10 protein-coding genes are annotated in these 12,630 nt (G+C 52.9%); 4 read left to right on the forward strand and 6 right to left on the reverse strand.

Translation table 11 applies throughout. From position 1 onward, the window contains the following. Positions 1-48 precede the first annotated feature (48 nt). The 4 genes from EBA31_RS16955 to EBA31_RS16970 all read right to left on the reverse strand — a co-directional run bounded on the left by EBA31_RS16955 (position 49) and on the right by EBA31_RS16970 (position 5,201). Complete coding sequence (locus EBA31_RS16955; protein ID WP_122079801.1) at positions 49-1,794, reverse strand: hypothetical protein; 1,746 nt, start codon at positions 1,792-1,794, stop codon at positions 49-51. 60 nt (positions 1,795-1,854) lie between these two features. Then, positions 1,855-2,748: a nucleotidyltransferase gene (locus tag EBA31_RS16960; protein WP_122079802.1), complete on the reverse strand. Its 894-nt coding sequence runs from the start codon at positions 2,746-2,748 to the stop codon at positions 1,855-1,857. Between the two features lie 15 nt (positions 2,749-2,763). Beyond that, positions 2,764-3,726: a patatin-like phospholipase family protein gene (locus EBA31_RS16965; protein ID WP_122079803.1), complete on the reverse strand. Its 963-nt coding sequence runs from the start codon at positions 3,724-3,726 to the stop codon at positions 2,764-2,766. 857 nt (positions 3,727-4,583) lie between these two features. After that, on the reverse strand, positions 4,584-5,201 hold the full coding sequence (locus EBA31_RS16970) for a dTMP kinase (protein WP_122079804.1): 618 nt from the start codon (positions 5,199-5,201) through the stop codon (positions 4,584-4,586). A 474-nt stretch (positions 5,202-5,675) separates the two neighbouring features. Between EBA31_RS16970 and EBA31_RS16975 the strand changes: the two genes are divergently transcribed. Beyond that, positions 5,676-5,987 (forward strand): hypothetical protein, encoded by a 312-nt coding sequence (locus EBA31_RS16975; RefSeq protein ID WP_116690198.1) that lies wholly within the window; start codon positions 5,676-5,678, stop codon positions 5,985-5,987. Between the two features lie 247 nt (positions 5,988-6,234). Here the strand turns inward: EBA31_RS16975 and EBA31_RS16980 are convergent, their stop codons facing one another. Both EBA31_RS16980 and EBA31_RS16985 read right to left on the reverse strand, forming a co-directional pair. Beyond that, complete coding sequence (locus tag EBA31_RS16980; protein WP_122079805.1) at positions 6,235-6,639, reverse strand: DUF2251 domain-containing protein; 405 nt, start codon at positions 6,637-6,639, stop codon at positions 6,235-6,237. Positions 6,640-6,927: 288 nt separating this feature from the next. Continuing rightward, on the reverse strand, positions 6,928-7,968 hold the full coding sequence (locus tag EBA31_RS16985) for a LacI family DNA-binding transcriptional regulator (RefSeq protein ID WP_020827656.1): 1,041 nt from the start codon (positions 7,966-7,968) through the stop codon (positions 6,928-6,930). A 219-nt stretch (positions 7,969-8,187) separates the two neighbouring features. On the opposite strand from EBA31_RS16985, the gene EBA31_RS16990 reads away from it, so the two are divergent. The 3 genes from EBA31_RS16990 to EBA31_RS17000 all read left to right on the forward strand — a co-directional run bounded on the left by EBA31_RS16990 (position 8,188) and on the right by EBA31_RS17000 (position 12,609). Next, the gene (locus EBA31_RS16990; protein ID WP_020827657.1) at positions 8,188-9,216 is read left to right on the forward strand and encodes an ABC transporter substrate-binding protein; all 1,029 of its coding nucleotides are present in this window, start codon (positions 8,188-8,190) and stop codon (positions 9,214-9,216) included. A gap of 106 nt (positions 9,217-9,322) precedes the next feature. Continuing rightward, positions 9,323-11,551: an iron ABC transporter permease gene (locus tag EBA31_RS16995; RefSeq protein WP_122079806.1), complete on the forward strand. Its 2,229-nt coding sequence runs from the start codon at positions 9,323-9,325 to the stop codon at positions 11,549-11,551. Continuing rightward, complete coding sequence (locus tag EBA31_RS17000; protein ID WP_122079807.1) at positions 11,548-12,609, forward strand: ABC transporter ATP-binding protein; 1,062 nt, start codon at positions 11,548-11,550, stop codon at positions 12,607-12,609. The genes EBA31_RS16995 and EBA31_RS17000 overlap by 4 nt, the downstream gene beginning before the upstream one ends. Positions 12,610-12,630 lie beyond the last annotated feature (21 nt).

Here is a 12,630-nt window from a genome sequence, read left to right on the forward strand (position 1 = left end):
AATATTGGCATGGGGTACCTATATTTTACATCACGTTGCGGTATTCGATCAGTCTATGAGATAGCTTTCGTCCATCTCAGATTCAACTTCAAATCTCTCAGTTTTAAAATAGATAAGACCTACTTCTTTTGGAAGGGCATCTAGCTTGTCGAGTACGGTATTAATTCGAGCGCATTGCTCAGCGTTGATATAGAAGCGATGCTCGTTTAACCAATTCCGAGAATCATGATAGTTGTCGAGCGTTGCCGCCTCCAGTGTTACGACACATTGTTCTATTCTTGAACGACTACACAGTCGCTTGATTGGAGGAATGATATCGACCGTCCGATCATCCGACACGACGATCGCAAGCCTTCGAGAGCTGCTAGTTTGTACGTAACGCACGCCGGAATTATACCGAGACCCCCTTGATGGCGTACACTCATCGGTCGCTTCACCGTCAAGAATAATCCCGATAGCATGACAGAGACCAGCAGGATCAAGCAGTATTGTTCCATCGATACCGCTGACACTTCGAAGGAGTGATTCAGTGAGCCTAGTTGGCACAATGCTAGTACCTTGCTTGCAAAGTCGATTCGCCTCGCTGGCCGCATCTTCCGCAACGACAATCATGCTCCCATGCTCCTGACTGCTTTGGGTCATCAGAAGGTTCCACAAGTGCAATCCGCTATCTTGTGACGACAACGGAAATAGCCTCGCGTAATTTGCCAGGAAGGCGGCCTTGTCAAAGGGCTCCTGTGGAAGTTTGGGCACAGCATATTGACTGAGAAGAAGTGCTTGGTTACCACAGTAGAACTGCCAGTGATAATGATCTATAAAATCTACCGTGAACGCATCCTGTGCACTGGGGGCGTGTGACTCCTTTAGTCTCCCAAGTCCATAGATGTACTGACTATTTGCGATAATGCCGACGCCTGATGCCGCCATCTGCAAGACTTTCCGGACCCATCGTGGTTCACGAAAGGGAACTGGCTCAACAAACTTCGCCAGGAACTCAACTGCATCGTTATCTGGATCGACGAGAATAAGCTGGCCTATGCCTTTCGTCCCCTCGTACATAAGAGAGGAGACAAGGTTCAAAGCATCGAAAAGATCAGTATGAATGTATCTTCGTTCGATCGAAAGGCCTGCGGTGTGCAGAAAGTCTTTTGCAGCAATCCGTATTATTTCCTCGGCATCTCTCATGCTGCCATGGGTAAATCGCCCTGGCTCAGGGTTATGTAATTCCTCGGTAGCCTCACGAAGAATCGCATACATCGCTGCATGTATCAGACTGCGAAATCCATGTCCTTGTTGGTTTTCGTCAACAGACTTGGAGAGCAAAGGAGGGAATTTCTCGAAAGTGTCGTGTGGAATCTGTATGACTGGAGTGACATAATAGTCGTCTATTCGCCTAGACTCTCCGCAAAATGACATTACGTTATGCTCGGTATCAAAAGCTTCAAGTACCTTACTAACCGATGTTCGCACTGAGTCGCGACGCATCCACTCTGGCTTGTCGCGCATGCTTGGCTCATCACCAAAAATCATGCTCTGTAACCGATGACTCTTGTAAATCGATTCAACTGAATCCAGCAATCCTTTAAATAAAGATAGATGCCACTTACCATCTTCTGGTTCTACGCATATCGGATTCGCATTTTTACTACCGGGGCGGCGAGCACCAACAAGCAGCACTTCTGCATCAGCTGGTGCCCCCAATTTTTTCAGTACATTACGTGCCAGAATCTGGATGTCAATTCTGTAGCTGTCCTGATATCCCCACATAAAAAGGTTAATGATGCTACCTGCCACCTTGATTTCTCCTGCTTGCTATTTGCCGTGCCGTAAGACCAGCAGTTTTATCGACTCACATCACCATTCATTCCACATTTTTATTGCAGCGTCGATAAACGCTTCCGCATCGTCTTTCTCCCATGAGGTATGTGTCCCCTCCCAAAACAAGTAATACTGCTCATTGGCGCATAGCAGCTTGTCTTTATCTGCTTCTGTCTGTATCCAATTCATAGTATTGACAAAGCAATCAGCATAACTAGTGCCAAACTTTTCGTTTGGCACGTTGTAGAGCAACCCTTCAAGATAATAGGAAGGTGCAAGCCCTGATTTCAGTTTTCCGTCAGCAATCAGTTTACTTCGAAGGTTTTTCAGTACTCGCACCATTGGCTTTAGCCATTTATTACTGGCCTGATGTTTTAAGGTGAGATTTTCTGAATGCTGCTTGGGGTAATTGGCAATCTGTTCACCATCGCCATTAAAGAAACAGATGCCCTCATCGTATTGTGAGTCGTAATCCCCCTTAAATTTCCAATAACGACGAAACTGCATTGATGTAATAACGTCAGCTTTGCGCCTACCTCCATTTGCCGCTATAACTATGGCCTTATCTCCCACCTTAACATCAGCCCCAAAGCGCTCTGTGAGGGCCCTAAGCACATCTTGCTTGAATTGATTATATGAATAGGTTGCGGGAACAAATGCGCGGTCGTACGCTTCTTTGTCTTCTGGTGAAAGCTGTGTGAGGTCACTGTAGTAGACATCATCAAGACATATGACTACATCAACATCACTTTCAGCATAAATGTTAGTATCGTTTCCATAGGAGCCCTGAAGGAAAACTTTAAAATTCTTTCCATGATACTCAGCGTTTGCGCTCTCTAATGCATTTTTTATAATTTTATAAGTTGAAGCAGATTGCGTAATAGATCCTTGGTGGGACCATGTATCGAGCTGTGATTCAGGTATTCCCATATTATTTCACCTCTCTCATATCAGAAATTCCCTTAATTGCGCCTCACGAGCTCCAAAAGACTCTCTACCACGCTGTCGAAGGGTATTTAGTTTATCTAATTTGTACTCAAGTAAATCTGTCGCCATTTCAGGCCGTTCAAATGTGTCACTGATCCGAATCGTCGGAATGTCTTTAAATAGAATGTCGCGTAGTTGATCCATCGATTGTGTGTTGATCTCTAATGTTTTTTGAAGCAGCTGGACTGCGAGCCATTTCTTAGCAATCCGCATAAGGAGTCCTGGTTTAGGTTCTGGATAGATACCAACACCGACATTTATAACCCGGATATCCTTGTGATCTTTTTTCAAAGCGACAGTGGCATCAGCGATTGCAAACAAGGTTGGGTTATTTGCGCAGTAACCTCCATCGATCAACTCAACCTTATCTCCTGCTGCGGTAACAATCACTTTTCTTTCGAAGAACGGATAAGCCGAGCAAGACGCTTGCACTGCATCAGCGATGCTGACCCCGAATCCTGGGCTGAAGGTTCCCTTGCGACCATGGGCCTGCACAACATTACCTTTGAAGATCATTGGTCTTTCGGTCATCCATCGAGTTGCGACGATGCCAATACCCATCAGGACATCTTCGAATGTCTTGTCTTGAAAAACTTCCTTAGCCAAATCTTGGAGCGCCATTGTTCTTGCCGCAGCCGACCGGCTAGACATAACTCGTGGTACATGTTCGGTGTACAGCGCGTGTATTTGATCTACTTCGTATCCTAGAGCGATGAGCGCGGCAATAATCGCACCGGTGCTAGTACCAAATACAAGATCAAACCTCTTATATAACGGGCACCCAAGCATAGCCTCAATTTCCTTGAGGACACCCAGCGTATAAAAGCCCTTTGCACCGCCACCATCAAGTGCGAGAACACGGCATATGTTGTCGTTGCCGTACTCGGTGAGCAGTGATGACGGCGAAACAGAGTAAGTCATTCTTTTGCACTCCTTGTTCTCTACGATGATATCCAACTAATACCAAACAATTTATAAAATCTGGTGACTTCAAGTAGTCCGACGCCTGCATAAACCAACAGCGTGAGCAGATGAATCTCCATCAAATCGCATAGTAGGCTAACTTGTTCGAGCTAGGACTTTTAAAGTCACGTTCCATCGAGATAAGGTAGATAAAATACCTCTTGACTCACACCACTGCCTCCCTCATCTGTTGCAGAGTATTGGGCAACGATGCTTAAAGCGTGGTCATTCTGTAGTTTACCTAACACCAGGAGTTGAGGACGTATTACACATTAGGGCCTAAACCTATACGATTCATTGATCTATTTTGACGCATTTGCAACTTTAATAATATCCACAACTGTGGCTTCACTCAAAAGCGGAGAGTCCGACCAGTATTTAGTTCGTTACGTGCGTCAGTTGCTGTACCCATACGGTTCTGCGAATAGATAACTTTCATATCCACCCCATCCAAGGAACACCAAAGTAACGAACAGCATATCCGAGGTACACTCAACCCAGCCTTACTTAACCCGCTACTATTGGTGGTCATTCTGGTGGTCTTGACAGAGTGATGATTCAGGTTTAGCTTGTTTATTAGCCAGTTAATGGCAAAGGCGATCCCAGTCAGAGAGCCATATTAGAGAAGCCCGCTTAAGGAAACTTAAGCGGGCTTTTTGCTGTTCGGGATTACTGAATCTTTGACAGAATCCGATTTTATCCATAACGATGCCGCGTTAACGGTGTTCAGTGCTTTCGGCCAGGAAGCAGTATAGCTTTTCTGAGGCTCACGCAGAGTTGAAGAGTAGCGTAAGCTCTGCCCGCCAAACCGATGGCTATGGGCATCCAGACACTTTGTAGATCTCAGTAATCACCTGCATCGTTGCGTCTTCGAGCAGGCCTTCATTACGGCATAAAAACCAGCCGTGGTTTGCAATTTCTCGCTCGAACGCATGGGTACAAGCAACATGCTCTTCCAGCTTATGAATCACCGTACTGCTTAGCCCACGCGGCCGAGCCGCCGCTCTCGCCCATGAGATCTCAGGCGCAGTAACAACCCCGACATGCAGGTCTGGCGCTCGCACGTTTCGTTCAATGTTGAGCTGTAAAATCTCGGCAAATGGAAGCATCCGACGAAACGCGGCATCCGAGGGATACCAGCGATCCATCAAGATAATGCTGTCCGGTGGCTGTTTAGTCAGCACATGCTGGGAAATCCATGCACGGCTCTCCGCAAAGCGCGCACAGACCTCCAGTTCCAAATCCAGAGTGGGATTTCTGGCGAGTTTGTTAACAAGGGCCATGGTTTCCGCCCTGTAGGGATCGCTTTTTTTCTCACAAAGTCGGATCACCTTCTTGTTGTCTGCCCTTAGTATTTTCGTAATGGCTTCCAACAGTGTGGTTTTACCGGCGCCCTTGGGCCCATCCAGAGCAACAAACAGCTGACGACTCATTCTGCAAATGACGATTGATAAACGGTTTTAGTAAAGCTTGAATCTGGCAAAAACATCTTACTTCCTTGGTATGAATAGCTGCCCTCCCTCTTGGTTCGTCGGGGCACCTGGCGCGTCAGCGCGAATCGGATCGAGGGATTTTATCAACAGACGCCGATGAACATTCCGGCAATGGCGCTAACTCACCCGTTTAAAAACCCAGAATTACGGCCGTGCATGGTCATAGCCCATAGGTTGTGACCTGCGCGAGGTAGTTTAAGGGATCCGCTGACAAAACGGAAAGCATCCCCCACCAAGCCTGTTTTTAAAGCAGACCGGCGTTGATGGGCAGCTTTGAGGAAGGAGCAGAATGATAAACCGGAGTGAGGAGTGTTCGATAACATTCATTCACGAGGGAATACTTTTCGTGAATTACACCAAGAAGTACCTTCCAGTGGTATGGTTATATTTTTACCATCACAAGAGGGAAAGCTAATGATTGTAAGGACCTGGCACGGTTGTGTTCCACTTGAACATGCAGAAAGCTTTGCAAAGCACCTTGAGAAAACAGGAATAGAACATTCAAGGAGCATATCAGGGAACAAAGGCGCGTTCGTTCGCAGGGAAACTCAGGGTGGCTGGGAACATTTTTTTCTGGCTACTTACTGGCAGGATCTAAAGTCGGTGAAGGCATTTGCCGGAGAAAACTATCATGTGGCGGTCACCTACCCGGACGACGAAGAATTTGAACTACTTTCTGACCCTTACGTTTTCCAGCATGTTGTTGAAGCCTTCGTACCGCTTTAATCTCATTTCCGGGGAAACCTATCGGGAACCCGGAATTGCCATAACACAAGTATTAATTCAGAGAATCAACTCCCGCTTCTGGCACGAAGCTGTCAGACCAGTTGGCTGTCAGGTCCGCTATGAGCGAGAAGCGGACATTCTGAATACATAGTTTATCTCCTGAAAGTCCAGGAAATCGTCCGCCCCCTTCAGAGTGACATTTTCAATATGGATAGATAATAACGGCAGGCGTTAAGCCCGCCGTAACTCACCGGAAAAAGTCATCCACCGAATCGCTCCACTCATGGCCGGACACAGACCATACCTTGTTTATCGGGGGAGGAAATCCACTTCTGCAGTACCCATTTTTCCCAACGAAATCGAACGCTCCATGCGGATATCCGTTGATAAGGAGCACGCACTTCTGACTGTCTTCTGACCAGCCGATTTTAACGTCAGAAGGAATGTGGCCGTCTGAAATATCCTCGACATTGTAGATATACACTGCATCCTGAATCGGGTTTCCTTCAACGGACTCATCAAGCGCGTAGAAATACCCGGTCTGGCCGTCGTCTTCAAATACGGCGGCCAGCATACCCTCAGGAGCCAGGCTTTTTATCACCAGCGCTTCTCCAACAATGAGTTGAGCCTGTATCGTCACTAAAATCGTCATACCGATTACTCTCCTTTCCCTGGTTGTTTGATTAGGCTGCATTCAAACTGACAAGCAATTTACCATAACATCCCTGCGATGAAATAAGCCCGTGACCTGCGCCCACTTTGTTGACACACAATTGCTTTAGAAAGGTCTGCTTCTGGCACAAAGCAGACTGTCAGAGCCCTTTTGAATACGATCCCACTCCGCGCAAACTTTTTGAGGCTCGTTCTAGCTACCCTTCGCATGCAGAGAACATTGTAGAACGATCGACACTGACAAGCCCGAATGGGTAACGGGTTTGTGTCAGGCACCGCGAATGGTGCCGCGCCAGACGAAATCGGCATGATACAGCCGGGTTTCACCCGGTATCTCCTGGCCCAGCGTCGGCATCGTATTTTCTTCCTTCTGTTCTTCCGCCATCAGCCAGGAAACCGCATCCTGAGCAAATAACGCCACCGGCTGGGTAAAGGTGGTGAGGTTATAAGAGGACCACGCCGCCTGCGGAATATCGTCGTAGCCCGCGACGCATAGATCTTGCGGAATGCGTAGCCCAAAACGATGGCGCGCCTCGTCCATAAAACCGCAGGCCAGCAAATCGGTGACGCAGAATACCGCGTCAGGGCGCTCACGCCGGGTCAGCAAGCGGTGCGCCAGGATCTGGCCGCTCTCATAAGAGGTGGTGCCAAAACGCTCGACGCTCACCTCCAGCCCCGCAGCTTCCGCCGCCTGCAGAAAACCGCGCTCACGCGCCATCAGGCTTGGCGTACCGGCCAATGAGTTGGCGAAGGCAATGCGTCGGCAGCCCGCACGGGCAAACGCCATCACCACCCTGCCAGCCGCCTCTTCGTTATCCAGCCGGATGCTGAGCGAGCCGGGCAAGGTATCGTTACGGTTGATCAGCACCAGCCGCTGTCCGTGTTTGTGGCACAGGCGGGCGATGCCGCTGTCCGGCATGCCGGAGAGCACAAAAGAAGCATCTGCGCGGAAGTTAATCGCCTGCTGCAATGCCTGGGACACGCTGTCATCGGAGCGATCGGTGTTAATCAACATGGCGATTTTTCCCGCATCCTGCAGATGCTGGGTCAGTAATCGCACCAGGCTGGCCCGATAAGGCGTCGCCAGCTCCGAAACAATCAGGCAGACAATGCCGCTGCGGTTGCGCACCAGTCCCCGCGCCAAATGATTAACGTGATAACCCAGCTCTTCGGCCGCTCGCATCACCCTTTCGCGGGTTGTCGCCGACACGCTTGCGCCGGGCGTATAAGTCCGCGAGACCGCCGAACGGGAGACCCCGGCCAGTTCCGCTACGTCTTTCGCACTGATCATCGCCTTGTCCATCGCCATCTTCACTTCCATCCGTTACGCGCTCTGAGAAAAGTTTGCCGCATTTTGCAAAGCTGTGCAAATTTTTAGCGGTCAATTTGTTTCATTTTTGTGACGAGTAGGTTGAATTGTTTCATCACGCGATTGACAGCGCAATTTTTATCCTCTAGTTATTTGCACACACGTGCAAAAAGAATAGGCGACAACGTATCGCCACCCTACACAACCAAGGAGAACACCATGCAACGCGTTACTCTGATGGCGGTCCTCGCCGCCGGCACAGCACTCTCTGCCCTGCCAGCTCAGGCTGCCGGGAAACTGAATATGATCTGCTCCGCCGACGTGGTGGTCTGTGAGCAAATGACCAATCTGTTTGAGAAACAGCACCCGGATATCAAAGTCAGTATGGTGCGCCTCTCCGCCGGGGAAGCCTATGCACGTATTCGTACCGAAGCCCGCAACCCGCGCACCGATATTTGGTGGGCAGGCACCGGCGATCCGCATATGCAGGCCGCCGACGAGGGGTTAACCCAGCCTTATCAGTCACCGCTGCTGGATCAGCAGCACGACTGGGCGCGCAAACAGGCCGAAAGTGCCGGCTACCGTACCGTTGGCGTCTACGCCGGGGCACTGGGCTGGGGCTACAACACCAAACTGCTGGCAGAGAAAAAACTCAAGGTGCCCGCCTGCTGGAGCGATCTGCTGGATCCGGCTTACAAAGGCGAAATCCAAATGGCCAACCCGAACTCTTCCGGCACTGCGTACAACACCCTCGCCACGCTGGTGCAAATCATGGGGGAAGAGCCGGCCTTCGATTACCTGAAAAAGCTTAACGCCAACATCTCGCAGTACACCAAATCCGGCTCGGCACCGGTGAAAGCGGCGGCACGCGGCGAAACCACCGTCGGCATCGTCTTTATGCACGATGCCGTCGCGATGCAGGTCGATGGCTTCCCGATCAAGGCGGTTGCACCTTGCGAAGGGACCGGGTTTGAAATTGGCTCCATGTCGATCGTGAAAGGCGCGCGCAACCTCAAGGAAGCCAAGGTGTGGTACGACTGGGCGCTCAGCGCCGACGCCCAATCGCACATGAAAGACGCTAAATCCTTCCAGTTGCCGTCAAATCGCAACGCGGCTATTTCCGAATACGCACCGCGCTTCGAAAACATCAAGCTGATCGACTACGACTTTAAAACCTACGGTGCGACAGAAAAACGCAAGGCCCTGCTCAGCCGTTGGGATAAAGAGATCGGCGCCAGCGCCCAGTAATTCAAGCCCTTCCCTCCCGCATGCGATGCGCTCTGTAATAAACCGGGCGAGGTCACGCTCGCCCATGCAGGGCGCGGTGAAGGACATATGAACTCTCGAGGTTAAGATGAATGCTCAAAACCGCCGCCTTGACGGGGCCCTCGTGCTGGGCGCACTGGCACTGTTGTTGCTGCCCTGGTACAGCCAGGAAGCCGGGTTCTTCGACTTTGGCTGGCTAACTACGCTGTGGCAGGATCAGGCGAGTGCACCCGCTCTGTGGCAAATACTGACGTTTCAACGCCCCTGGCTGGCGATTGCCCTGCTGATGCTGCTGGTTTGCGCACTGGCTCGCCTGCTGAAAATTGGCCGTTTTCGCTCGCAGTTGCTGATCGCTGCCAGCCTGGTCGGTGTGGTGTTTCTGCTGTTTGAAGGCCATGCCATTGGTTACAGCGGCTGGAACTGGCAGTGGAGCGAACACCTGTTCGGCGCACTCAGCGACGGCCAGCCCGCTTTTGGCGCCGGCGCTATTTTACTGATCACCACATTTTTGCTGCTGTTCTCTTTCGCGTTGGCCGAACGCGGCGTGCTGAAGGGCGATGCCTTTGTGGTCGCCGCCATTGTGCTGCTGGTCGCGCTGGTCACCACTTTCGTGCTTTACCCGGTGCTGAGCATGTTTGTCGCCTCGGTGCAGGACGCGGACGGATCGTTCAAGCCCGACGGCCTGATCGCCAATATGCAGGATCCGGCCATTTGGAGCCTGAGCTGCCTGAAGGGCGGCAGCTGCGGTACCGCCTGGCGCACCCTGACGCTGGCGCTGATGACCGCCAGCGGATCCACGCTGCTCGGCCTGGCTTTTGCCCTGGCCGCCACTCGTACGCCGCTGCCGTTCAAAAAAGGGCTGCGCATGTTGACGGTGCTGCCGATCATTACGCCGCCGTTCGTGATCGGTCTGGCGCTGATGCTGCTGTTTGGCCGTGCCGGGGTGGTGACCGAGCTGCTCGCCGGGGTGTTCGGCATTGAACCCGGCCGCTGGCTTTATGGCCTGACCGGTATCTGGATTGCTCAGGTGCTCTCCTTTACCCCGATTGCCTTTCTGGTGTTGATTGGCGTGGTGGAAGGCGTCAGCCCCTCGCTGGAAGAAGCTTCGCAAACGCTGCGCGCCAACCGCTGGCGCACTTTCCGCTACGTTTCCCTGCCGCTGATGGCGCCCGGGTTGGCCAACGCCTTCCTGATCAGCTTTATCGAAAGCATGGCGGACTTCGGTAACCCGATGGTGCTGGGCGGCAGCCACGGCGTGCTGTCGACCGAAATCTTCTTCTCGGTGGTCGGCGCGCAAAACGATCCGAGCCGCGCCGCCGTGCTGGCGATTATCCTGCTGTGCTTTACCCTCAGCGCCTTTATTTTGCAGCGCCTGTGGTTGGCTGGGAAAAGCTTCGCCACCGTTACCGGCAAAGGGGATTCCGGCACCCACTGTGGATTGCCGCGGGGCTTGCGCTACGGCGTGTACGCGTTGGTGATCCCCTGGGGCCTGTTCACGCTGGTCATCTACGGCATGATCCTGATCGGCGGCTTCGTGCAGTCATGGGGACTCGACAGCAGCCTGACGCTGGGCCATTACGCTCGCGCCTTCGGTTTCCACTGGAACAGCGGCCAGATCGTCTGGACCGGCGTCGCCTGGAACTCGTTCTGGACCACGTTGGAAATCGCGCTGATCGCCGCCCCGCTCACGGCCATCGTCGGCTTGCTCACCGCCTGGCTGATCGTGCGGCAGAAGTTTGCCGGCCGCCAGACCTTCGAGTTTATGTTGATGCTCAGCTTTGCCATCCCCGGCACGGTGATCGGCGTCAGTTACATCATGGCCTACAACCTGCCGCCGCTGGAAATCACCGGCACCGCCCTGATCCTGGTCGCCTGCTTTGTGTTCCGCAATATGCCGGTCGGTGTCAGGGGCGGGATCGCCGCCATGAGTCAGTTGGATCGCAGCCTGGATGAAGCCTCGCTGACCCTGCGCGCCAGCAGTTTCCGCACCCTGCGCAAAGTGATCCTGCCGCTGTTGAAACCGGCCATCAGCGCGGCACTGGTTTACGCCTTTGTGCGCGCGATCACCTCCATCAGCGCGGTGATTTTCCTGGTCAGCGCCCAGTACAACATGGCCACCTCCTACATCGTCGGGCTGGTCGAAAACGGGGAATACGGCGTGGCCATCGCCTACTCCTCCGTGCTTATCGTGGTGATGCTGGCGGTGATCCTCACTTTCCAACTGCTGGTGGGCGAACGTCGCCTGCGCCGTGCCATCCGTATTACCACACCGCCGGTGACGCCACCACCGGCCTTACATCAGGAGAATGCCGTATGACTGCCATTCGTTCCGGCTCGGTGGTGTTTGAGAACGTCACCAAACAGTTTGCCGATTTCACCGCCTTGCCCGGGCTTTCACTCACCGTCGAGCCCGGCACGCTGGTGACGCTGCTTGGCCCTTCCGGCTGCGGCAAGACCACTACCCTGCGCCTGCTGGCCGGTCTGGAACACCCGACCTCAGGCCGTATTCTGATTGGCGGCAAGGAGGTCACGCATCTGCCCGCCAACGAGCGCGACGTCGCGATGGTGTTTCAATCCTACGCGCTGTTCCCGCACATGAACTCTCTGGATAACGTGATGTACGGCCTGCTCGCCAGCGGCCTGTCGCGCAAAGAGGCACAGGATCGGGCACGTGAAGGGCTGAAATTGGTCGGTCTGGAAAGCATGGGCCAACGCCTGCCCTCTGAGCTCTCCGGCGGCCAGCAACAGCGCATCGCCGTGGCGCGTGCCCTGGTGCTGGAACCGCAGGTGCTGCTGCTCGACGAACCCTTATCCAACCTTGACGAACGGCTGCGTCGCCGCGTCCGCACCGAGATCCGCGATTTGCAGCAGCGCCTCGGCTTCACGGCGGTCTATGTGACCCACGATCAGGAAGAAGCCCTGGCGGTCTCCGATAAGATTATCGTCATGAAAGAAGGGCATATTGCCCAACAGGGCGCGCCGCAGGAGCTTTACCATTCGCCGGCGTCGGTGTTTATCGCCGACTTTATGGGCGAGGCCAATATCCTGCCCTGTGACATACAACAAGTGGTCGGCGGCGAAGCGCTGATCACCCTCGGCAGCCGCCAGTACCGGGTACCGGGTGGCAAGGCGCGTCCCGGCGCAGCGCAACTGTCGGTACGCCCGCAGTTTATCACCCTACTGCCGGAGCAAAGCGGCGCCTTGAACGGCGAAGTCACCCATAGCACCTGGCTTGGGGACCATATCGAATATGAAGTAAAAACCGATCTCGGCGCGCTGTTTATTGTCGATGTGCAGATGGAACGCCAATTGGCACCGACCACCCGCGTGGCCATTGACTTCAAAACTCAGGGTCTGGCACTGATTGCCCAGTGATCCTAACAACGTTAAGGAATG

It is taken from the genome of Serratia sp. P2ACOL2 (genome assembly GCF_003691565.1).
GTDB classification, from domain to species: domain Bacteria; phylum Pseudomonadota; class Gammaproteobacteria; order Enterobacterales; family Enterobacteriaceae; genus Serratia; species Serratia liquefaciens.